Genomic DNA, 23,528 nt, shown 5'->3' with positions numbered 1-23,528 from the left:
CACGCTCATGACAACCACACCGGCCGCTAAGGCACAGAATATTGACCACGAAGAAATCGCTAAATTCGAGGCCGTCGCCTCGCGCTGGTGGGATCTGGAAGGCGAATTCAAACCGCTTCATCGTATCAACCCCCTGCGCCTGAATTACATTCTTGAGCGCGCCGATGGCCTGTTCGGGAAGAAGGTTCTCGACGTCGGTTGCGGCGGCGGAATTTTGAGTGAAAGCATGGCCGTGGCGGGCGCGGAAGTGACCGGTCTGGACATGGGCGGCGAGCCGTTGCAGGTTGCGCGTTTACACGCACTGGAAAGCGGTGTGAAAGTCGGTTATGTGCAGGAAACGGTCGAAGCGCACGCCGAAGCCCATCCTCAGCAATACGACGTCGTCACCTGTATGGAAATGCTGGAACACGTCCCGGACCCGGCGTCTGTGGTGGCGGCCTGCGCCCGTCTGGTGAAACCCGGTGGCCACGTGTTCTTCTCCACCATCAACCGCAATAACAAAGCCTGGCTGATGGCGATTTTCGGCGCGGAATACGTGCTGAAGATGGTGCCGAAGGGCACGCATGACATCAAAAAGTTCATCAAACCGTCAGAGTTGCTGAACATGATTGACCGCACGTCTCTGTTTGAACGTCACATTATGGGCCTGCATTACAACCCGCTGACCGACCATTTCAAACTTGGGCCGAACGTGGACGTCAATTACATGATTCACACGCAGGCAGAAAATAACGCTTCGGCCTGATTGCCAAAATCAAGCCCGCGTCAAGCCCGGAAAATGCGTTCCGGGCTGAAACACGCAGACTTTACGCTGACCGCCCTGCTCTGAATTTTACTTAAACCTTAGTTTTTAGGGCGTTGGTGTTCCCGGCTGCGGCAACATGTTTTTTTAGAATAGTTATCCAGATCAATATAGCGTTTTTTTCTAACGTTTAATAAACCGGCAGTCGATCACCTTTCGCAAAAATATAAGAAAATCGTATCTGAGATATTGACAGGTTTGTCGCGCCAGCAATGACGGACTCCTCAGCCTTGGCGTAAAAAATTCTCCCCAACTTATCCACAAAACTGGCGATTTTGTTCACTTGCCAAAGGGCCATTCAGTCACTATCTTGTCATCAGAAAATAACAAACCCACAATATATTGTGTTTATATCCTGACCAGCACACAAGGGAGCCTTTGTGCTGTCGCGCGTGTTTTCACGGCCCGGTCAGCCCTTTATAAACCTTTGAGGTATCGCCCCGAATGAACCAAAGTCTGCTTGTTACTAAACGTGATGGCCGCACAGAACGCATCAATCTTGATAAAATCCACCGTGTCATTGACTGGGCAGCGGAAGGTCTTCAAAACGTATCAGTTTCTCAAGTAGAACTTCGTTCACACATCCAGTTCTATGACGGGATCAAAACCGCTGATATTCATGAAACGATTATCAAAGCGGCTGCCGACCTGATCTCCAAAGATGCCCCGGATTATCAATATCTGGCTGCACGTCTGGCGATCTTCCACCTGCGTAAAAAAGCCTACGGTCAGTTTGAACCACCAAAACTGATCGACCAGGTGAAACGCATGGTTGATATGGGTAAATACGACAAGCATCTGCTGGAAGACTACACGGCTGAAGAGTTCGAGCAGATGGACAGTTATATTGACCACTGGCGCGACATGAATTTCTCCTACGCAGCGGTAAAACAGCTCGAAGGAAAATACCTGGCGCAGAACCGTGTAACCGGCGATATCTACGAGAGTGCGCAGTTTCTGTACATTCTGGTCGCTGCCTGTCTGTTCTCCGGCTATCCGCGTGAAACCCGTCTGGACTACATCAAACGTTTCTACGACGCGATTTCGACGTTCAAAATTTCTCTGCCTACGCCAATCATGTCTGGCGTGCGCACCCCAACCCGTCAGTTCAGTTCCTGCGTTCTGATTGAATGTGGCGACAGCCTGGATTCCATTAACGCGACGTCCAGCGCCATCGTGAAATACGTTTCCCAACGTGCCGGCATCGGCATCAACGCCGGTCGCATCCGTGCGCTGGGCAGCCCGATCCGTGGCGGCGAAGCGTTCCATACCGGTTGTATCCCGTTCTATAAGCACTTCCAGACGGCGGTGAAATCCTGCTCTCAGGGCGGCGTTCGTGGCGGCGCAGCCACACTGTTCTACCCGATGTGGCATCTGGAAGTGGAAAGCCTGCTGGTGCTGAAAAACAATCGGGGTGTTGAAGGCAACCGCGTCCGCCATATGGATTACGGCGTGCAGATCAACAAACTGATGTATCAGCGTCTGGTGAAAGGCGGCGATATCACGCTGTTCAGCCCGTCCGACGTGCCTGGCCTGTACGATGCGTTCTTCGCCGATCAGGACGAGTTCGAGCGTCTGTATGAAAAATACGAGCAAGACGCCAGCATCCGTAAGCAGAAAGTGAAAGCGGTTGAGCTGTTCTCCCTGATGATGCAGGAACGTGCTTCAACCGGGCGTATCTACATTCAGCACGTTGACCATTGCAACACCCACAGCCCGTTTGATCCGGCTATCGCGCCTGTTCGCCAGTCCAACCTGTGTCTGGAAATCGCGCTGCCAACCAAACCGCTGGACGACGTGAACGACGAAAACGGTGAGATTGCGCTGTGTACGCTGTCTGCCTTTAACCTCGGCGCGATTGAAAGCCTGGACGATCTGGAAGAGCTGGCGGTTCTGGCCGTTCGTGCGCTCGACGCCCTGCTCGATTATCAGGATTACCCGATCAAGGCCGCAAAACGCGGTGCGATGGGCCGTCGTACTCTGGGTATCGGCGTGATCAACTACGCTTACTATCTGGCCAAAAACGGCGTGCGTTATTCTGACGGCAGTGCCAACAACCTGACGCACAGGACGTTCGAAGCCATTCAGTATTATCTGCTGAAAGCCTCCAACGAACTGGCGAAAGAACAAGGCGCGTGCCAGTGGTTCAACGAAACCACTTACTCGCAAGGCATCATGCCGGTCGATACGTACAAGAAAGATCTGGATGCGATTTGCAATGAACCGCTGCATCTGGACTGGGATTCCCTGCGTGAAAGCATTAAAACCCACGGCCTGCGTAACTCCACGCTGTCCGCGCTGATGCCTTCCGAGACGTCTTCGCAGATCTCCAATGCCACCAACGGCATCGAGCCGCCGCGCGGTCACATCAGCATCAAAGCATCAAAAGACGGCATCCTGCGTCAGGTTGTGCCTGAGTATGAGCGTCTGAAAGATCAGTACGAACTGCTGTGGGACATGCCGAACAACGACGGTTACCTGCAATTGGTTGGCGTGATGCAGAAATTCATCGATCAGGCGATTTCGTCGAACACCAACTACGACCCGTCACGCTTCCCGAACAGTAAAGTGCCGATGAAACAGTTGTTGAAAGACTTGCTGACGGCCTACAAATTCGGCGTGAAAACTCTGTACTATCAGAACACCCGCGACGGTGCTGACGATGTGCAGGAAGACATGAAAGCGGAAGTGGCTGACGACTGCGAAAGCGGTGCCTGCAAAATCTAATCATTTGTTTTGATTTATTATTTTAAACAAAGCCCCTTAACCGGGGCTTTTGTCCGAGGACAATATGGCTTATAGCACTTTCTCTCAGAACAAAAATAACCAACTGCTGGAACCGATGTTTTTCGGCCAGTCAGTCAACGTTGCCCGTTTCGACCAGCAGAAACATGAAATCTTTGAGAAGCTGATCGAAAAGCAGCTGTCCTTCTTCTGGCGTCCTGAAGAGATTGATGTGTCCCGCGACCGTATCGATTTTCAGGCGCTGCCGGATCATGAAAAACATATCTTCCTGAGCAACCTGAAATACCAGACGTTGCTCGATTCCATTCAGGGCCGCAGCCCGAACGTGGCGTTGTTACCGCTGATTTCCATTCCTGAGCTGGAAACGTGGGTTGAAACCTGGGCGTTTTCAGAAACGATTCACTCCCGCTCTTACACGCACATCATCCGTAACATCGTCAACGATCCGGCGATTGTGTTTGACGATATCGTCACTAACGAAGAAATCCTCAAGCGCGCGAAAGACATTTCCGGTTACTACGACACGCTGATCGAAATGACCAGCTACTATCACCTGCTGGGCGAAGGCACGCATCAGGTCAACGGCAAAACCGTCGTGGTAAACCTGCGTGAACTGAAGAAAAAACTCTACATCTGCCTGATGAGCGTCAACGCGCTGGAAGCCGTGCGCTTCTACGTCAGCTTTGCCTGTTCCTTCGCCTTTGCGGAACGCGAACTGATGGAAGGGAATGCGAAAATCATCAAGATGATCGCCCGCGACGAAGCGCTGCATCTGACCGGCACTCAGCACGCGCTGAACCTGCTGCGTTCAGGCCAGGATGACCCGGAAATGGTGGAAATCGCCAAAGAGTGTGAGCAGGAATGTCATGACCTGTTCGTACTGGCGGCGCAACAGGAAAAAGACTGGGCGGAATATCTGTTCAAAGATGGTTCCATGATTGGCCTGAACAAAGACATTTTGTGTCAGTACGTGGAATACATCACCAACATCCGCATGCAGGCCGTGGGTCTGACCGCACCGTTCAAAACCCGCTCTAACCCGATCCCGTGGATCAACGCGTGGCTGGTTTCCGACAACGTGCAGGTTGCGCCGCAGGAAGTGGAAGTGAGCTCCTATCTGGTTGGTCAGATTGACTCTGAAGTTCACGCCGACGATTTGAGTGATTTCGAGCTTTAAATGACGGACAGGACGATCACACTTTCAGCAAGCGGCCAGCAACTGGCCTGCAAATCCGGCCACCGGAATTTGCTGGAAGTGTTTGAACATCATCAGGTTGAAGTAGAATACCAGTGCCGGGAAGGTTACTGCGGATCGTGTCGGATGAAGCTCGTTCGCGGAACGGTTGAGTACAGTGAGAAACCGCTGGCGTTTGTGGCTGAAGGAGATGTCCTTCCATGCTGCTGCTTGCCGGTGGGGGATATTGAAGTTGAATTTTAGCGGGCTGCTGCCCGTACCCGCTGTTGAGATTGGCTTCCGGTTTAAATTCAAAATCTAAATCTAAATCTAAATCAAGGTCGTGGGCGTCGGCCCACACCGACTTGGGGGCGGCTTATCGCCGCCGCCCCCAAGACCCCCTGGCTCTTTCACTACGCGCTATCGCTGGGGCGATGGACATGTTCTGGCACAACCGAATGTGGCGCGAAATTTTGCCGCTGCGCGGTACCCTCCCTACGGGCTTCGAGCCTTGCGGTCTCGAACCCTCGGTCAGCAAAATTTCTGAGCGCGCCATCTCACCTTTCAAAATAATCGATTATAAGATTTCTTGGATTTTAAATGATGAATGGCACGCGAGGTTGTGAACTAAAAAGCCAGTGGCCGCTTTCAAAAATCACGCCGTAAGGAGAGATGGAAAACCGCGCATCTTTTCGCGCGGTTTGTAATCCGACGGGAGGGAACCGCGCAGCGGCGGGATTTTGCGGCACTCGCCGGAGTTTCTGAAACGTAGCCAGCGAGCGGTAGCGCGCAGTTAAAAAGCGCGGGTGTCCAGAGGGCGCGCGCGTTAACGCGCCCTTTGGGCCAGTTTGGGCGGCGAGCCCAAGGTTTTGCCAGTTTGGGTGGCAACCCAAGGTTTTGATCTTAGCTTTTCAAAAGCTAGACCTTCCCGACGCGGTCGAGCCACGGATAATCCGCCACGACCTCCCACCCGTTCAGATAACGACGTAACATATCCATCGCGACCATCGCCATCGTCTCCTGCCGTAACGTCAGTCCGTGACGTGTGGCGGTATAACGAATCGTTAATCCACGTGTGCCGGAGGGCGTATGCAAGGCAAGGCTAAGCTGATCGCCGGATATTGCGCCGACAGCCAGCGCGAGTTGTGCACCGGTTTTTTCCGCCAGACACCGGGCACGCGCCAGCAGGCTTTCGAGGGATTTTTCCGGAGATGCCTCTTCGCTGTGCGCCAGCAGTTCTCCTCCGGCCAGCGGAACGCCTGCGCTTTGCAGCCGCCAGTTCAGCAGGCCGCCAGTGAAACTTTCACTCACCGCAAGACGCAGGTTTTGTGCCAGCAGACGCTCAGCCAGACGATCCGGCAAACTCCCCAGACCTTCAAAAATGGTGCTCTCGCCCGCCACTTCGCGAACACGTTCGAAGGCTTTACGCATCGCCGCTTCCTGCGAACGCGGGCCGGTGACTTTCAGTTCGATAATGGGTGACGATGAGCGATAGCCCATCACCACGCCTTCCGGCAGTTCGAGTTTATCCAGTTCAGTGGCGAGATCGCTTTCACCGCGCCCGAAGGTGGTCAGACGCAGACACAATGGCGCTTCGAGTGCAGGGAATTGTTTGTGAAGGCGCGGAACAATTTGCTGCTCAACCATCACTTTGAATTCGGAAGGTACGCCCGGCGTGAAGAAAATCTGGCAACGGTTGAGCCTGACGCTGAATCCGCAGGCTGTGCCAACCGGGTTATCCAGCAGTTCGGCATTGGACGGGATCTGCGCCTGTTTACGGTTGGATTCGGCCATCGGGCGGCCACGTTCGTTAAAGAATGCCTGCATGGTTTTGATCCACCCGGCGTCTTCAACCAGTTCAACGCCGCAGGCTTTGGCGGCGGCCTGCGCGCTTAAATCGTCCGTTGTCGGCCCTAAACCCCGTTTACGATTAACACATCTGCGATATGACTGCGCTCTTTCATAACGCTAACCAGTTCGTCCAGACTGTCGCCCACCGTTTCACGACTGGTCATCGGAAGGCCCTGGTCAAACAGATAACTGGCCAACCAGGCGGCGTTTGAATCCACTATTTGACCGTGAAGAACTTCCTCGCCGGTACTGAGCATCTCAACCCTAAGCATCACTTTCTCCTCTCGTTTTGTCCTTCTACTGTAGAAAAGCTCACGCTGAAACACAATCGCTCAGGCACAAAGTGAAAGTACAGACGAAAAAAAAGCCCGCTAAGCAGGCTTGAACACATTATTCCTCGAAAGATAAAGAGGAATTAGAAATTAACAGCGCCGCCGACATACGCGCCATCGGCGACGATGTTGTCTCGGTTACCGTCTTTGCCATCCAGCGCCATGTAGCGGTAACCCACGCTCACGGTCACTAACGGAATCGCCGTCAGACGCACGCCCGCGTTGGCTTCTTTATAGTTGCCAATGCCGCTGGACAATGAATCCGGAGAATAATAGTAATCGCCGTACAGGGTGAACAGTTTAGCGATGGGCAATTGCAGGCCGCCGCCGACTGCCGCTGCGTAACCTTCGTCGCCGTCTTTCGGATTGGTATAAAGACCTTTACCACCGACAGTGGCCATAAACGGACCCAACGGGATGTTGTAGCCCAGACCCAGACCTGCGACATCGCCGTCGTCGTCGTTATGCGTCCAGTCACCGCTCAACGCCAGGCCCGGAGAGGTGGTGCCAAAGCCCACGCCTAAGTGGGTGTAATGCTCGCCAACTTCACCATTCACGCTGATTGCATTGGCAGAAGCCGCCGCGAACATCAGACTGGCAGCAATACCAGCGACAAGAAACTTTTTCATTATTTATCCTAAATAATTGCTAAACGACAATGATTCTTCCGCCTGAAGTCTAAAGCAATTCACTCTGCTGTAACAACTTTTTGGAACTTTAAAACATTCGCGAAAAGGCGGTAAATTGTAAGAAACATCGATTTCATTGATGAAACGAAGGTTTCTAATCGGAATGATAACTCCAGCCTATTTGCCCCTGATCAATATAGGGTTTATTACTAGTGGGTAGAGTGAATTTTGCTTAGGAAAGCAACCCTCAGACAAGGACTGTAAAAAGGCTACCACAGCCCCTTTTACCCCCCACCCGTTTCAAACTGGAAGGAATTGTCATGACGAAGAAAGGATTAACCACAGCCGCTGGCGCACCCGTCGTCGATAATAACAATGTCATCACTGCGGGCCGGCGTGGCCCGCTGCTTCTGCAAGATGTCTGGTTTCTTGAAAAATTAGCCCACTTCGACCGCGAAGTGATCCCTGAGCGTCGTATGCATGCAAAAGGTTCCGGCGCGCACGGCACGTTCACCGTGACGCATGATATTACGCAGTACACCCGCGCTAAAATCTTCTCTGAAATCGGCAAGCAAACCGACATGTTTATCCGTTTCTCTACCGTTGCCGGTGAGCGCGGTGCAGCGGATGCAGAACGTGATATTCGCGGTTTCTCCATGAAGTTCTATACCGAAGAAGGCAACTGGGATTTAGTCGGCAACAATACGCCGATCTTCTACCTGCGTGATCCGCTGAAATTCCCGGATCTTAACCACGTCGTAAAACGTGACCCGCGTACAAACCTGCGCAACCCGGCCTATAAATGGGATTTCTTCTCGCATCTGCCGGAAGCGCTACATCAGTTGACCATCGACGTCAGTGACCGTGGCTTGCCAACGTCTTACCGTCATATTCACGGCTTCGGCAGCCACACTTTTAGCTTTATCAATGCAGAAAATGCGCGTTTCTGGGTGAAATTCCATTTCCGCTGCCAGCAGGGTATTGAAAACCTGATGGACGATGAAGCCGAAAAACTGGTGGGCACCGACCGCGAGAGTTCACAGCGTGATCTGTATGACGCCATTGAACGCGGCGATTTTCCGCGCTGGAAACTGTTCGTGCAAATCATGCCCGAAGCAGAAGCTTCTGAACTACCGTATAACCCGTTTGACCTGACCAAAGTCTGGTTGCACAGCGATTACCCGCTGATTGAGGTCGGTGAATTCGCGCTGAACCGTAATCCGGAAAACTACTTTGCCGAAGTTGAACAGGTGGCGATGAGCCCGGCGAATGTGGTGCCCGGTATCGGTTTCTCACCGGACAGAATGTTGCAGGGCCGCCTGTTCTCTTACGGCGACGCGCATCGTTACCGTCTGGGCGTGAACCATCATCAGATCCCGGTGAACGCGCCAAAATGCCCGTTCCATAATTATCACCGCGACGGCGCGATGCGTGTTGACGGCAACAGCGGCAACGGCGTGACGTATGAGCCCAACAGTGCAGGGTTATTCCAGGAACAGCCAGACTACAGCGAACCACCGCTGACGATTGAAGGCGCGGCAGACCACTGGAATCACCGCGAAGATGACGATTACTACACGCAGCCGCGTCTGCTGTTCAATCTGCTTTCTGCCGAAGAACATCAGCGTATGTTTGCGCGGATTGCGGGTGAACTGAAACATGCATCACCTGAAACGCAAAAACGCCAGCTCGACCTGTTCTATAAAGTCGATCTGGCATATGGCGCGGGTGTCGAAGAAGCGCTGAAAGCCTGATCCGGTTAACACCGTAAGCAATGATAAGGGCCGCGCGATGCGGCCCTTTTTTCGTCTACGCGGTCAGCGTTTCAATCCACTGCCGGATGCGCAGCCGGGAGATTTTGATACCGCCCTGCGCCAGCGTTTCGGGCAGCGCGTGATACGCCACCGGCAACTGGAAATGCGGCAATTTCCGGCTCAGCCAAAGATTCAGTTCCGAATAAACCAGCCCGGCCTGTGCGTCGAGCACCGCCACCGGACGATGTCCGAACTGTTCATCAGCAACGGGAACCACAAAAGCCTGTGAAACCTGAGGATGGCTGACCAGCACTTTTTCGATATCTTCCGGCTGAATGCCTTCGCCGCCGCTGAAAAACAGGTTATCCAGACGCCCGGCGATAAACAGTTCTCCGGCATGCCACCCGCCGCGATCGCGGGTATGCAGCCAGCCATCGGCACCCGTCAGCGGCGTCAGACCACCGTTTTTCCAGTAACCGGCCGCCAGGCTGTCGGCACGGATCAGGATTTCTTCGTCAGAAAGACGGACGTCTTTTCCGGCCAGCGGCATACCCACACCCGCCGACGCATCAGCGCGTTTGGCCGTGACCGTGGACGCCGTTTCCGTCATCCCGTAACCGCACCAGCACTGAACGCCCGCATGTTCAGCCTGCGTGGTGAGTTCCAGCGGGATCTGCGCGCCACCAAGCAACACATGCCGTAAGGATATCGGCAAGGTCTGCTCTTTCAGCAGCCGCCAGAGCTGCGTCGGCACCAGCGATGCGTGACTGCATTCTTTCAGCGCAGACCCGATACTTTGATCGCCAGCCAGCACCAGCGAGGCACCGGCGGTAAGCCATCGCCAGATAATCCCCTGCCCCGAAACATGAAACTGCGGCAGCGAAAGCAGCCAGCTGTCGTTGTGTGTAAACGGAATCAAGCCCAGAACGCCGCGCGCGCTGGCAAGATGAGCGGCAACGGTGTGTGCAGCGGCTTTCGGCAGCCCGCTGGAGCCAGAAGTGAGCGTCATTGTTGCAATACGCTCCGGCTGCCATGGAACACTATTGACCGAAAACGCGTTACGCAAATACAGAGGCGTCTGGCTCAGGGACAGCGGTTGTCCGGTCAGATCCAGAACAAAACTGACGTCCAGCTGTGGCAACAATTCTTCGCAAAGACTCTGCGGCAACTGCGGATTCAGCGGCAGTAAACGGGCGCCAACCTGCAACAGCGCCAGATAACTGAGCAGCGCTTCGAGGCTGTTTTTACTGCGCAGTACAACACCAGCACCTTCACTGACACCCTGCTCAATAAAACCGGATGCCAGTGCATCGACACGATGCTGCAAATCACGCCAGCACCAGGCGATATCCCCGGCTTTCAGCGCTACGGCAAACGGCGAACAGTTCGCCCGTTCACGCCACGGCCAGTCACTGATCATTTGCTCTGCCATACAATATCCAGTTGAGAAACATCCGTCAGCGGCAATGCGGAACCCGGCCATTGCCGGATGAGTTGCGTCTGCATCAGATCCAGCGTATCGAGCCCCGGCACGGCGTCCGGCGTCAGCCATTGCGCGATACGCGCCAACTGGGTCAGCGCGAGACTGGATTCAATAGACGAACTGATGACCGCTTCCAGCCCCGCCGCGTGAGCCTGCGCTATCAGCTGCCGGCAGCGCAACAGGCTTCCCGTCAGCGTAGGTTTGATGATGATCGCCGCCAGACCCGGCTCAACCTGAACGGTAAAACCCGGCTCGCGCACGCTTTCATCCCAGGCAATCCTGATGCCCGTAGTGCGGGAGAAATCGCGGGATTGTTCACGCGTCAGGCAAGGTTCTTCGATAAACGCAATGCGCGAACGCAGCTGTGGTGCGACGTGACGGGCAAACCCTTCGGCTTTGACCGGCGTCCAGCTGCGGTTGGCGTCGAGGCGTAAATGCAGCTCCGGCAACGCGTCCAGCAACATGCTGACATTCAGCCCGTCGCCCACCGATTCGTACAACCCGACTTTCACTTTGGCCACTTTCTTGCCAAACAAATCACCCGGCAATTCGCCCAGACGCGCATACAGTTCGTTCGGATCACCGTGGCACAACGGCGCACAGCGCAAACTCATAACTTCCGGCAATTCACCGCGCAATTCCGCGTCGGCGCAGCTCAGGCCGAACGCCACGGAAGGCAAACTGCTGAACGCTGAGGCCACCGCCGTCAGCGATGCGCCCTGCACCCACTGGCTCAGTCCGTGCTGAACGGCATCCTGCGCCTGCGGCAACGCTTCCTGACTAAAACCGGGCAGCGGCGCAATTTCGCCCCAGCCGGTTTTATCGTCCTGCCACAGGGATACCAGCAAACCGTCACGTGTTTTCAGACGCTGATTGCGCAGCACCACGCCCGCCTCCATCGGCAGGCTATACCGGTACACCGTGGCGCGGCGCATTACGGATTACGCTTAAATTTGCTGAAGTCCGGCTGGCGTTTTTCATTAAACGCGTTGCGGCCTTCCTGACCTTCGTCGGTCATATAGAACAACATGGTGGCGTTACCCGCCAGTTCCTGCAACCCGGCCTGACCGTCGCAGTCTGCATTCAGTGCGGCTTTCAGGCAGCGCAGCGCCATCGGGCTGTTTTCCAGCATTTCACGACACCAGCGCACGGTTTCTTTTTCCAGATCCGCCAGCGGAACCACGGTATTGACCAGACCCATTTCCAGCGCGGATTTGGCGTCGTACTGACGGCACAGGAACCAGATTTCGCGGGCTTTTTTCTGGCCGACGATGCGCGCCATGTAAGAAGCCCCCCAGCCGCCGTCGAAGGAACCCACTTTCGGGCCGGTCTGGCCAAAGATGGCGTTATCGGCAGCAACTGTCAGGTCGCACATCATATGCAGAACGTGCCCGCCGCCAATGGAATAACCGGCCACCATCGCCACAACCGGTTTCGGGCAGGTGCGGATCTGGCGCTGGAAATCCAGCACGTTCAGGTGGTGAACGCCGCTGGCATCCTGATAACCGCCGTAATCGCCGCGAACTTTCTGGTCGCCGCCCGCGCAGAAGGCTTTATCGCCTTCGCCGGTCAGCACGATCACGCCGATACCTTCGTCATTACGGGCATCGTCCAGCGCACGGATCATTTCTTTGACAGTCAGCGGGCGAAACGCATTACGCACCTGCGGACGGTTAATGGTGATTTTGGCGATGCCATCGAGCGATTTGTGATAACGGATATCTTCAAATTCGCCGGTACAGTCGCGCCATTCAACCGGCGCATAGAGTTCTTTTTCATCAGGATAAATCATGCTCAACTTCCTTTAAGACAGGTGAATTAATGAACGCCAGCGCCTGACGGGCAAATTCCGCCGGATTGTCACGATGGGCGTTATGCCCGGCATTGGCGACGGTACGCAGTTCGAAACCGGACTGCTGTGCGAGAGGGATAAATTTGGTGTCGGCGCTGCCACACAGCCACGCCAGCGGGCAGGCAAGCAAATGCAATTCCGGGCGCAAATCCGGCTGCACCGACAACGACGTGGAGGCCAGCATCGCGGCAACGGCGCGGGGATTATTGCCCCGACGCAATAAAACCAGCTCCGCGCGCTGTTCGTCCGTCAGGCTGGAAAACACCGGCTGCTGATACCAGCTGGCGAGCGTTTGTAGCCAGGATTGCTTCGTAAAACGGGCGGCCCATTGCTGATCGTGATGACGGCGTTGTGTGCGTTCCGCCTGACAGGTCAGCCCAGGATGCGCGCCTTCCACCAGCACGCCCTGTAAGCCGGACCTGTCACCGTGACAGGCGTGATACAGGCTGATGCGTCCGCCCAGCGAATAGCCGATCAGCCAGTAAGCCGTAATGCCCTGCGCATTCAGCGTGTCGGTCAGCAACTGGCTGACGTCGGCAAAACCGGCGGCGGTAATCGCGGCGGAACGCCCGTGCCCCGGTAAATCCAACAGTAAGCACGGCCATCCGGTCAGTGAAGGCAACAGCGGCTGCCAGTCTTTGGCGCTGCCTAACAGACCGTGGAGAAAGACCAGCCACGGACGCCCCTGGGCTTCACTGTTGAGCCGGGTGCAGGCCAGCGTCATGATGCGCTGACCTCGCTGACTAAATCGCGCAGACACTCCGCGCCTTCCGTTTCACTGACTTTCAGCTCGATCAGTTTTACGCCGCCATGCTGCCAGCATTGTCTGACGGCTTCTCGCAATGCGCTCATAGAATCCGGACAGGCGTAATCCAGACCAAACATCGCAGCCGCATGGCTGAATTCGACATTCTGCGGCATGCAGTAAAAACGCTGACGCTCGGCCTCAGGCGTCGGCAACAGAGAGAAAATCTGCCCGCCGTTATTGTTCACCACGATGATGACCGTGGGTGCAGAACACTGACGCATCAGCGCCAGTGCGTTTAAATCGTAAAGTGCGGAGATATCGCCGAGAAGCACCAGCGTGGGTTTGCAGGTTGCGCGCTGGACACCGGCGGCGGTCGAGAGCAGGCCGTCAATTCCGCTGGCACCGCGGTTGGCGAAAACCGGATAACCGGCAGGCAACTGCGCGAAAGCATCCACAAGACGGACAATCAGGCTGTTGCCGAGGAAAAGCTGGCCGTGCTCCGGCAATAAAGCAGGCAGCAGCCACGCCGCAGCGGCTTCGCCAAAGGTGCCTTCCAGACGGTTTTCCACGGAGTTTAACGCACGCTGGGAACACTGTTCCAGCTCTTCAGCCCAGTCCGGCTGAGGCTGCGCGGGGTGCGCCAGAAGCCACTCAGCGACGTTGGCCTGAATACGGCGGCCACGGTGCTGCGCCGGATCCTGCCTGCCGGGCAAGGCGTCAATCAGCCAGTATTCCTCCGGCTGGCACGCGGCCTGCCATTGCAGTAAGCGTTTACCCGTCAGCCCGCCGCCAAACTGCATCACCAGTTGCGCAGACGCCAGCACACCCTGCGCCTGCGGTGACGCCAGCCACAAATCTGCGCACGGCAACGGATTGCCGGTCGATGCCTGAACGTCGCTGACCAGCGGCCAGCCAAGTTGTTCCGCCCATTGCGCCAGCAGTTCGCTTTCGCCGGCAGAAATGCGGCCGGCGATAATCACGCCGCGCTTTTGCCGCCATGAAAACCAGTCGGGCTGTACCGCCGGATGTTGCACCGGCGGATACGTCAGCCAGGGCTGAGTTCCCTGCCACCAGTCGCCCAGCGTTTGCAGCCAGTCCTGATGTTCGCCGTTATCTTCGCTATACAGCGGCTCGGCAAACGGGCAGTTCACATGCACAGCGCCGTGCGTTTGCTGCGCCAGCGCGTTATCGAGCGCCGACACCAGCCAGCGGGCGCTGATTTCCGGCGTCGGGCGCGGTAAATCCAGTGTTTCAACGGGATGACTGGCAAACATGCCGGTCTGGCGGATAGCCTGATTCGCGCCGCAGTCGATGAGTTCGGCCGGACGATCGGCGGTGAGCAACACCAGTTTTTCACCGGTCAGCCCGGCTTCAATCAGCGCCGGATAGAGATTCGCGACGGCGGTGCCGGACGTCACAATCACTGCCACACGTTGCCCGCTGGCTTTTGCCAGACCGAGCGCCAGATGGCCAAGACCGCGTTCATCGAAATGGGTATGGCAGATAAGGTGCGGATGCGCCGCGGCCGCAAGGGTCAGCGGCGTGGAACGTGAGCCGGGAGCAATACAGACGTGCTGCACCTGATGGCGGGTCAGTGCTTCAAGTATCAGCGTCGCCCAGCGACGGTTAAAAACGGCAACAGACATGTTCGACTCACTCCGGCAAAGGATTATCCGGCCTGAACGGCAGGCGTGTAATGCTCTTCCAACAAAGTCCGCAACCCTGCGGCTTTGTTTTCGATTTCCTGCCATTCCTGTGCAGCGTCTGAACCGGCGACAATCCCCGCCCCGGCGTAAAGTTCCAGCTGATATCCTTTTACCGCTGCAGAACGTAATGCCACGGTAAATTCACTTTGTTCGGTGCTGAGATATCCGGCAGAACCGGCGTACCACTGGCGGTCAAAAGGCTCATAACGGGCAATAAATTCACGCGCCGCCTGACGCGGTAAGCCGGCCACCGCCGCTGTCGGTTGCAGGCGTTGCAGGCATCCGGCGTCATCAGCTTCGGCGAGTTCGCCGTGAATGCTGCGGCGCAAATGCTGGACTTTACGCAACCGCAAAATCTCAGCGGGCATCACATCCAGAGAATGCGCCCCGCCCTGCAAACGCTGGCAAATATCATCAACCACCAGCAGATTCTCGCGCTGATTTTTGCCGTCATTGAGCAGCCATTCGCCCAGTGCTTGTGCTTCATCATCATCAGGATGATTGGCGACAGTGCCTGCCAGCGCTTCTGTGAATAATTCAGTATGGTCGCGCAGGAAGAGACGTTCCGGGCTGGAGCCCAAAAAAGCCTGCTGCGGTGTAAACGCCAGCATGAAGTGGTAGCAGTGATGATTCACTTCGCGGCTGGCGGCTAGAAAAGCGCAGGCGTTCAGCGGCTGGCTGAGCGTTAAGGTAGTTTTGCGGGCGAGAACGACTTTGTCGAATTGCTGCTGTTCAATGCAGGTCAGCGCCTGTGAAATCAGTTCGTTCCACTGCGGCTGAGCGGGCAGATGCTGGTGCTGTATGACGCGGGATGCGATCGGCGGTAAATCCCGGCTGGCGACCAGCGAGCGCAGGAACAGACGGGTGCGGCGCGCTTCATCACGCAATGAACGGCTACTGAAAACGGTACAGCGCAGCCAGTAGGTCGTGCCTTTACGGCAGAGTTCAATGCGTGGCAGGAAGAGTGCGTTGGCGGCAAAGTCGGCGTCATCATTGTCTGCGTTGAACGCGTTTAGCCCCCAGAGATGTAAATCGGGAACATCCTGATGCTCGCGAATAAAAGCCTGCGCCTGCGACATGTTGCCAAATGCGCAGACATCGCCACACACGGCGGCTTCTTCATTGCCATCGCGCTGCTGCCAGTAGAATTTGGGATAGCACGGTTGTGCGGACAACCATTCAAGCAGGCCGGTGTCAGGCTGTTTTTGCAGGGAATAACTGAACTGCCGGATACCCGCGGTATCAGGCCATTCGCCTGCGAGCGCTGTATCAAGCTGTTCAATGATGGCTGATATTTGTTTCACCGCTACCTCGGGCCATACCGGATGTTTTGTGACGGGCAGAAATACCCTTCTGGATCAAAAAACGGGTTGGATCAATTACGGATGAATTATGCGGTGATACGAAAAATGAAAATATGCGACAGATCAAGCTGAAGTGAGTGATGTTAGCTAAGAGGGAGTATAGGAGGAGGGAAAGGAGTAATCAAACGTGAGGCAGCAGGAGCAGCGAGAACCGCTCCTGCTCGGCGGGATTAGCGACGCAGAAGGAGGCCAACCACCAGACCTACGGCCGCGCCAACACCGACGCCGTGCCATGGGTTTTCGCGCACATAGCTGTCAGTTTGTTCTGCAACGACGCGGGCTTTTTTACAATAAGAGCGAGCCTGCGGATCGATGCGTGATTTGATGTCTTTGAGTGCATTCTCCGCACGGGCTTTGATTTGAACATACTTCTCATCAGCTTTATCACCGGAAGATTTCAGCACTTCTTCCAGCGTTTCAGTCAGCATACGCAAATCGTCATCTAACGAGTTCTGCTGTGTCTCAAATTGGTCAGCCATGGTTATCTCCTTATGAGGTGAAAGTTCACACTGCTTATAACCCTAGCGCAGAATGGGAATAAATGCCCGCCGGATCCGCATAAACTGCCGTAAAACCGGAGGTTTTAAGAACCTTCTGACCCTTTGGTTTTCGTAAAAACAGCGGTTTTTTCCGGCTGCGCACGCGATTTTTCACGCTCTTTTGCCAGCCATAATCCACTGTTTTTCATCGCATAACCGAATACTAGCCCGATCAGCAGCGAGAGCACCACCTGACGCCAGTCGCCCTGCGCGGCAAATGTCGCACACGCGCCGATAAAGGTGCCCGGCACAAAAGCCAGCCATTGCTGCCAGGCCTGAATACACATGAGGAAAGCAACAACGCCGGTCAGCATATAACCGAGAATGCTCAGTTCCGGACGCATCGCGCTGCCCGCAATAATGACGACTGCCCAGAAGACGCCGCTCATGCAGGTCAGCGTGCTGATCACGAGTCCGCGCAATCCGCCCTGCGGGCAGGCGAAGTACGCCGTGCAGCCCAGGAAACCTGCCCAGCCAATCAAACCCAGACTGACAGCGACCCAGCCCCAGAGACCGGAGAGGATCCCGGTGGTGATTGCGATCATCACTAAAACATTCATGTTTAAAACCTGCACAAATTTGAACAAGCGCGCAGTTTACGCATTGATGGGAAGAATGGAATGGGGAAGATCACAAAATTGATGTAATGATTAGCTGAACGTACATATAAATGTGATTTGCATCACATAATTAAAGCTTTTCGATTAAAAAAGCCGCTCAGGTGAGCGGCTTCGTCGTTTATCGCACGGGCTGTCAGAGCATCGGTTGGGCCATCTGCACCAGCGAAATCAGCGGTTGCGGGAAGATACCCAGCAACAACACCAGAATCGCGGAAATCAGCACCACCACGCCGCCTGCCGTTAACGCCCAGTTGTTCGGGGTGTCACGGACCAGCGTTTCCGGCGCGCTGAGATACAGGCTCACGGTCACGCGCAGGTAGTAGTAAAGACCAATCGCAGAACCGACAACCACAGCGCCGGTCAGCCACCACAGATGCGCGGTCACGCCGGTCGCAATCACATAGAACTTACCGATAAAGCCGAGCGTCATCGGGATACCGGCCAGTGACAGCATCATCACGGTCATCACCGCTGACAAAATCGGTTTGTGCCAGAACAGGCCACGGTAGGAGAACAGCGATTCAGCGTCCGGGCCTTTATACGGGCTGGACATCAGGCTGACCACGCCAAACGCGCCGAGGCTGCTGAACAGGTAACCGGCCAGATACACACCGACAGTTTCCATCGACAACTGATGCGTTTGCACGGCAATCAGCGCCACCAGCAGATAGCCCAGGTGAGCGATTGACGAGTAACCGAGCAGACGCTTGATGTTGCTCTGGCTGATCGCCATCAGGTTACCGACCAGAATCGAACAGAAGGCGATAATGCCCAGAACGATGCGGATGGCCTCGCTGTCAGCCACCGGTGCGTACAGGAATAAACGCATAACCACGGCAAAGATAGCGATTTTGCTGGCAGTCGCCAGGAAAGTCGAAACCGGTGCCGGTGCGCCCTGATACACGTCCGGTGTCCACAGGTGGAAAGGAACCAGTGACAGTTTGAAGCCCAGACCAACAATCATCATGCCCAGACCGGCCATCAGCAGCGGCTGATGCAGCATCTGTCCGTCGCCCAGATTTTTGCCCAAGGATACGAAGGACAAATCACCGGATTGTGCGTAAAGCAGCGCCATACCGAACAGCAGGAATGAAGAAGCAGCCGCAGACAGCAGCATGTATTTGATGGCGGCTTCGAGCGAACGTTTCTGGCGATAGGCGTAACCGATCAGGCCAAACAATGGCAGGGAAATCAGTTCGATCCCCAGGAACATTGACGCCAGATGGTTAGAGCAGGCCAGCAGAATGCCGCCCATGGCCGCGATGAGTACTAACAGGTAGAACTCTTCACGGTTGTCCGGATAACCGGCCAGCCACGGGTAAGCAAACGTACTGGTTGCCAGACTCGCCAGCAACACCAGCCCGATGTAGAACATCGAATAACCGTCAACACGCAGCAGCGGTGTGACATCCTGCGGCCCGACCTGCCCAACGTAGTAAAGGGAAAGTAAGGCAACGTTCAGCCCGATGACTGTCAGTGTGGCATTGAGAAAATGGTCGCGTCGCCACGCAATGGACAGCATCACCACCACCACCGTCAATCCGACGATCATCAGCGGTAACAGTGCGATCAGATTTTGAAGTGTAAATGTCATGGCGAGTTACGGCCTTGTCGTTGAAATAGTGGAAACTGAAGACCCGAACCAGTGCTGAATGTTGCTCATCGCGGCACCCGAGGTATCCAGAATTGGCTGCGGGAACAGACCCAGCGCCACCAGTAATACCACCAGTAACAGGATGATCGACAGTTCGCGTGAGGTCATGCCTTGCAGCGGCTCGTCGGATTTTGCTTTGCCGTAGTAAGCGCGCTGCATCATCACCAGGGAGTACACCGAAGCGAACACCAGGCCGAAGGTCGAGATGACAGTGATCACCGGGACAACCGGGAAGCTGCCAAACAGGATCATGAATTCACCCACAAAGTTACCGGTACCCGGCATCCCTAAGGTCGCCACGGCAAAGAACAGTGACAACGCGGGCAGGTATTTAATGCGTCCCCACAATCCGCCCATCTGGCGCATATCACGGGTATGCAGACGTTCGTAAAGCTGACCACAGATGATGAACATCCCGGCTGCGGACAGACCGTGTGCAATCATCTGAATCACTGCGCCCTGGTACGCCAGCTGGCTGCCGGTGTAAATCGCAATCAGCACGAAGCCCATGTGCGAAACCGAGGTGTAAGCAATCAGACGTTTGATGTCGGTCTGGCAGAACGCCATCCACGCACCGTAGAAGATACCAATCACACCCAGCCACATGGCAATCGGCGCGAACTGATGAGAGGCTTCCGGGAACAGTGGCAGACAAAAACGCAACATCCCGTAGGCCGCGGTTTTCAGCAAAATACCCGCTAAGTCAACGGAACCGGCGGTAGGTGCCTGGCTGTGAGCATCCGGTAACCAGCCGTGCAAAGGCACAACCGGCATTTTCACCGCGAAGGCGATGAAGAAGCCCAGCATCAGCAGATATTCAACGTTATGCGACATCGGCGTTTTCAGCAGGTCGGCATAGTTGAATGTCCATACACCGGTGGCGTTGTAGTGCACGAACACCAGTCCGAGGATGGCAATCAACATCACCAGACCACTGGACTGCGTATAAATGAAGAATTTGGTTGCTGCGCTGATACGCGTTTTACCGTCTGATGCTTTGTGACCCCACAAGGCAATCAGGAAGTACATCGGCACCAGCATCATTTCCCAGAAGAAGAAGAACAGGAAAAGGTCGATGGCCAGGAACACGCCGATCACGCCGCCGAGGATCCACAGCAGGTTCAGGTGGAAGAAGCCCTGATATTTCTGGATTTCACGCCACGAACAGAGGATCGCCAGCACGCCCAGCAGACCGGTCAGCACGACCATCAGCAGGGACAAACCGTCCAGCGCCAGATGGAAACTGATGCCAAAACGTGGGATCCACGGCACCGAGAATTCGGACTGCCATTGTGGAATGCCCGCAGGCGTCGTTAATGAATACCCTCCCTGCAACCACAATTGCACGGAAAGAGCCAGCGTCAGCCCCATCGCAATTAACGCGATCCAGCGCGGAACTTTGCTCCCAAAGCGCTCAGTCTGCCAGCACAGCAGCCCGCCGATAAAGGGGATAAATATTAGCCAAGGTAATAGCATGGCGTGTCGTTCCCTTCTTTTATGCCCGAAGGCTATTTCACTTGCCGGCCCGTTACACCAACGGACCGGCATTGACAGTTACACCCGTAATGCAGGCTTAAATCACCAGCAGCAGCGCCAGAACAATCACTGCACCGAGCCCCATTGACGCGACATACCAACGCACCTGACCATTTTCACTCAATGTCAGACCGCGGTTACCCAAACGGGCAAAGATCGCAGGCAAATTCATCATTGAGTTCAGCGGGTCACGTTGCAGGAGTTTCGCCACCAGCAGATACGGTTTGACGAAAATCATGTCGTACAGCCAGTCGAAGCCCCAGGCATGGAACCACCAGGTCGTGAAGAACCGGCCCGGTGCGCTTTTCGCGATGCTGTTAACCAGTGAGCGTTTACCCAGGTACAGGGCAGCCGCCAGCAGGATACCGGCAATCGCAATCACGCCAGAGGTGATTTCCAGGGTCAGCACGCTGCCATGCGCCAGCTCAGTGGTTTCCGGCAGAACACCTTTCAATGGCGGAACAATCATCGCGCCAATAAAGGTGGACAGAACCAGTAACACCAGCAGCGGCAGGTGGTGAGTGATGCCTTTACCCGCATGCGCTTTGATTTTCTCTTCGCCGTGGAACACGATGAAGATCATGCGGAAGGTGTACAGCGAGGTCATAAACGCCCCCACCAGACCGGCAACCATCAGGTTCAGATGGCCGTTAGCCAGCGCACCTGCGAGGATTTCGTCTTTACTGAAGAAGCCCGCAGTGATGATAGGTAAGGCGGAAAGTGCCGCGCCGCCAACCAGGAAACAGATATAAACAAGCGGAATGGATTTACGTAATCCCCCCATCTTGAAGATATTCTGTTCGTGGTGGCAGGCCAGAATGACCGAACCGGAAGAAAGGAACAGTAAGGCTTTAAAGAATGCGTGCGTCATCAGGTGGAAGATGGCGGCATCCCACGCCTGAACGCCCAGCGCCAGGAACATGTAACCAATCTGGCTCATGGTCGAGTAGGCAAGAACGCGTTTGATGTCGGTTTGCACCAGCGCCGCAAAACCTGCCAGCACCAGCGTCACCGCACCAATAATGCCGACCAGATGCAGAATCTCCGGTGCCATCAGGAACAGGCCGTGAGTACGTGCAATCAGGTAAACACCGGCGGTTACCATGGTCGCGGCGTGGATCAGCGCGGAAACCGGTGTCGGACCGGCCATGGCATCTGCCAGCCAGGTCTGCAACGGAAGCTGTGCAGATTTACCCACTGCGCCACCCAGTAACATCAGGGTTGCCCAGGTAATTGCCGTGTCGCCAACCGCCAGTTTCTGCGGTGCCAGCACCATCAGTTCACGGAAGTTCAGCGTACCCAGTTCGCGGTAAAGGATGAACAGTGCAAAAGCCAGGAACACGTCACCGACGCGGGTCACGATGAATGCTTTCATCGCTGCCGCACCGTTAGCCGGATTGGAGTAGTAGAAACCGATCAACAGGTAACTGCAAAGGCCCACACCTTCCCAACCGAGGTACATCAGCAACAGGTTGTCTGCCAGTACCAGAATCACCATGCTGGCGATAAACAGGTTGGTGTACGCGAAGAAGCGTGAGTAGCCTTCTTCACCGCGCATGTACCAGGACGCGAACATGTGGATGAAGAAACCGACGCCGGTGACCACGGACAGCATGGTCATCGACAAACCGTCGAGCGTCAGCGTCGCGGAAATGTTGAAATCTCCGACCTGCATCCAGTTCCACAATGTCTGGTTGAAGATTTCAACGCCCGCCGCTTTCTGGCTGAGGAAGTTGATGCCGACATAAACAGTGGTCAGTGCAGCCAGACCAATGGAACCCACGCCCACCGTTGCCGACGTGTTTTCAGACCAGCGACCGCGTGAGAAGGCCAGCAAAATAAAGCCAATCAGCGGGAACAGAATTGTTAAATAGAGTAAGTTCATCCGCGCATCTCACTGACAGTATCAATATTCAGGGTATGGCGACGGCGATACAGTTGCAGCAGCAATGCCAGACCAATACTGGCCTCCGCCGCAGCCAGACTGATGGCCAGAATGTACATCACCTGCCCGTCCGCCTGACCCCAATAGCTTCCCGCCACGATAAACGCCAGCGCTGCCGCGTTGATCATCACTTCCAGACTGATCAGCATAAACAGCAGATTACGGCGAACCAGCAGACCGGTCAGCCCCAAAACAAAGAGAATTGCAGCCAGAATCAGGCCATGTTGTAGAGGGATCATGCTCTCTCCTCCGTTTTTCTTTTTGCCATTTCTGTCGTGACCGGTGCATCACCAAAGACTTCGCCCGCTTTGTGTTCACGACCAATATGGAACGCTACCACCAGACCGGCCAGCAGCAACATGGACGCCAGTTCAACCGCCAGAACGTAAGGCCCGAACAGTGCGATACCCACAGCTTTCGCGTCAATCATGTCGCCTTTGATGCCGTGTTCATGCAATCCGAGAATTGACATGATCATGACCACCAGAAGAATGACCGACAGAATGGAAGGCCCGATCCAGGTCGCGGGTTTCAGCCACGCGCGTTCCTGTTCCTCGACGTTGCCAAGGTTCAGCATCATCACCACGAACACGAACAGGACCATAATGGCCCCGGCGTAAACGATGATCTCCAGAGCACCGGCAAAGTAAGCACCGAGCGAGAAGAAGACCGCAGCAATCGCCAGCAGAGAGACGATCAGATACAGCAGTGCATGCACCGGATTGGTGTGCGTGATAACACGCAAAGTCGCCAATACGGCCACCAGGGCTGCAATATAAAATGCAAATTCCATG

At 55.3% G+C, this 23,528-nt stretch carries 19 protein-coding genes and 1 pseudogene; 5 read left to right on the top strand and 15 right to left on the bottom strand.

The window, feature by feature from the left end; translation table 11 throughout:
* The first annotated feature begins 7 nt into the window (after positions 1 to 7).
* The 4 genes from ubiG to yfaE all read left to right on the top strand — a co-directional run bounded on the left by ubiG (position 8) and on the right by yfaE (position 4,985).
* Complete coding sequence (gene ubiG, locus BV494_RS01775; RefSeq protein ID WP_104921294.1) at positions 8 to 745, top strand: bifunctional 2-polyprenyl-6-hydroxyphenol methylase/3-demethylubiquinol 3-O-methyltransferase UbiG; 738 nt, start codon at positions 8 to 10, stop codon at positions 743 to 745.
* A gap of 501 nt (positions 746 to 1,246) precedes the next feature.
* On the top strand, positions 1,247 to 3,529 hold the full coding sequence (gene nrdA, locus BV494_RS01770; protein ID WP_104921293.1) for a class 1a ribonucleoside-diphosphate reductase subunit alpha: 2,283 nt from the start codon (positions 1,247 to 1,249) through the stop codon (positions 3,527 to 3,529).
* Between the two features lie 64 nt (positions 3,530 to 3,593).
* Positions 3,594 to 4,724 carry a class Ia ribonucleoside-diphosphate reductase subunit beta gene (gene nrdB, locus BV494_RS01765; RefSeq protein WP_104921292.1) on the top strand — a complete coding sequence of 377 codons (1,131 nt, stop codon included), beginning with the start codon at positions 3,594 to 3,596 and terminating at the stop codon, positions 4,722 to 4,724.
* Entirely contained in the window at positions 4,725 to 4,985 is a 261-nt protein-coding gene (yfaE, locus tag BV494_RS01760) for a class I ribonucleotide reductase maintenance protein YfaE (RefSeq protein ID WP_101076085.1), read from the top strand. It begins immediately after the preceding gene.
* A gap of 654 nt (positions 4,986 to 5,639) precedes the next feature.
* Here the strand turns inward: yfaE and BV494_RS01750 are convergent.
* Together BV494_RS01750 and BV494_RS01745 are read right to left on the bottom strand one after the other, a co-directional pair.
* A pseudogene (locus BV494_RS01750) lies at positions 5,640 to 6,844 on the bottom strand (nicotinamide mononucleotide deamidase-related protein YfaY).
* A 143-nt stretch (positions 6,845 to 6,987) separates the two neighbouring features.
* Complete coding sequence (locus tag BV494_RS01745; protein WP_104921290.1) at positions 6,988 to 7,533, bottom strand: YfaZ family outer membrane protein; 546 nt, start codon at positions 7,531 to 7,533, stop codon at positions 6,988 to 6,990.
* A gap of 320 nt (positions 7,534 to 7,853) precedes the next feature.
* Between BV494_RS01745 and BV494_RS01740 the strand changes: the two genes are divergently transcribed.
* Positions 7,854 to 9,287: a catalase gene (locus tag BV494_RS01740; protein ID WP_192938057.1), complete on the top strand. Its 1,434-nt coding sequence runs from the start codon at positions 7,854 to 7,856 to the stop codon at positions 9,285 to 9,287.
* A 55-nt stretch (positions 9,288 to 9,342) separates the two neighbouring features.
* On the opposite strand, the gene menE is transcribed toward BV494_RS01740, so the two are convergent.
* The 13 genes from menE to nuoJ all read right to left on the bottom strand — a co-directional run bounded on the left by menE (position 9,343) and on the right by nuoJ (position 23,527).
* Positions 9,343 to 10,719, bottom strand: coding sequence for an o-succinylbenzoate--CoA ligase (gene menE, locus BV494_RS01735; RefSeq protein ID WP_104921288.1), 1,377 nt, complete (start codon positions 10,717 to 10,719; stop codon positions 9,343 to 9,345).
* Positions 10,704 to 11,705, bottom strand: coding sequence for an o-succinylbenzoate synthase (menC, locus tag BV494_RS01730; protein ID WP_104921287.1), 1,002 nt, complete (start codon positions 11,703 to 11,705; stop codon positions 10,704 to 10,706). Before menC ends, menE begins: the two co-directional genes overlap by 16 nt.
* A complete protein-coding gene (menB, locus tag BV494_RS01725) occupies positions 11,705 to 12,562 on the bottom strand; it encodes a 1,4-dihydroxy-2-naphthoyl-CoA synthase (protein ID WP_104921286.1) in 858 nt (285 codons plus the stop codon). Before menB ends, menC begins: the two co-directional genes overlap by 1 nt.
* Positions 12,549 to 13,346, bottom strand: coding sequence for a 2-succinyl-6-hydroxy-2,4-cyclohexadiene-1-carboxylate synthase (menH, locus tag BV494_RS01720; RefSeq protein WP_104921285.1), 798 nt, complete (start codon positions 13,344 to 13,346; stop codon positions 12,549 to 12,551). Before menH ends, menB begins: the two co-directional genes overlap by 14 nt.
* Positions 13,343 to 15,016, bottom strand: a complete 1,674-nt coding sequence (gene menD, locus BV494_RS01715; protein WP_104921284.1) for a 2-succinyl-5-enolpyruvyl-6-hydroxy-3-cyclohexene-1-carboxylic-acid synthase — start codon at positions 15,014 to 15,016, stop codon at positions 13,343 to 13,345. Before menD ends, menH begins: the two co-directional genes overlap by 4 nt.
* Positions 15,017 to 15,039: 23 nt before the next feature.
* Positions 15,040 to 16,380 (bottom strand): isochorismate synthase MenF, encoded by a 1,341-nt coding sequence (gene menF / locus BV494_RS01710; protein ID WP_104921283.1) that lies wholly within the window; start codon positions 16,378 to 16,380, stop codon positions 15,040 to 15,042.
* 230 nt (positions 16,381 to 16,610) lie between these two features.
* Positions 16,611 to 16,919 carry a DUF883 family protein gene (locus tag BV494_RS01705; RefSeq protein ID WP_104921282.1) on the bottom strand — a complete coding sequence of 103 codons (309 nt, stop codon included), beginning with the start codon at positions 16,917 to 16,919 and terminating at the stop codon, positions 16,611 to 16,613.
* 104 nt (positions 16,920 to 17,023) lie between these two features.
* A complete protein-coding gene (locus BV494_RS01700; RefSeq protein ID WP_104921281.1) occupies positions 17,024 to 17,539 on the bottom strand; it encodes a DUF1097 domain-containing protein in 516 nt (171 codons plus the stop codon).
* 193 nt (positions 17,540 to 17,732) lie between these two features.
* Entirely contained in the window at positions 17,733 to 19,193 is a 1,461-nt protein-coding gene (gene nuoN / locus BV494_RS01695; protein WP_104921280.1) for an NADH-quinone oxidoreductase subunit NuoN, read from the bottom strand.
* Between the two features lie 6 nt (positions 19,194 to 19,199).
* Positions 19,200 to 20,729: an NADH-quinone oxidoreductase subunit M gene (gene nuoM / locus BV494_RS01690; RefSeq protein WP_104921279.1), complete on the bottom strand. Its 1,530-nt coding sequence runs from the start codon at positions 20,727 to 20,729 to the stop codon at positions 19,200 to 19,202.
* A 97-nt stretch (positions 20,730 to 20,826) separates the two neighbouring features.
* Positions 20,827 to 22,674, bottom strand: a complete 1,848-nt coding sequence (gene nuoL / locus BV494_RS01685; protein ID WP_104921278.1) for an NADH-quinone oxidoreductase subunit L — start codon at positions 22,672 to 22,674, stop codon at positions 20,827 to 20,829.
* Complete coding sequence (nuoK, locus tag BV494_RS01680; protein WP_004936014.1) at positions 22,671 to 22,973, bottom strand: NADH-quinone oxidoreductase subunit NuoK; 303 nt, start codon at positions 22,971 to 22,973, stop codon at positions 22,671 to 22,673. Before nuoK ends, nuoL begins: the two co-directional genes overlap by 4 nt.
* Entirely contained in the window at positions 22,970 to 23,527 is a 558-nt protein-coding gene (gene nuoJ, locus BV494_RS01675; RefSeq protein WP_104921277.1) for an NADH-quinone oxidoreductase subunit J, read from the bottom strand. The genes nuoK and nuoJ overlap by 4 nt, the downstream gene beginning before the upstream one ends.
* Position 23,528: the final 1 nt, after the last annotated feature.

It is taken from the genome of Rahnella sikkimica (genome assembly GCF_002951615.1).
In the GTDB taxonomy this organism is placed as follows: Bacteria; Pseudomonadota; Gammaproteobacteria; order Enterobacterales; family Enterobacteriaceae; genus Rahnella; species Rahnella sikkimica.
This window is presented reverse-complemented; position numbering and strand designations above follow the sequence as displayed.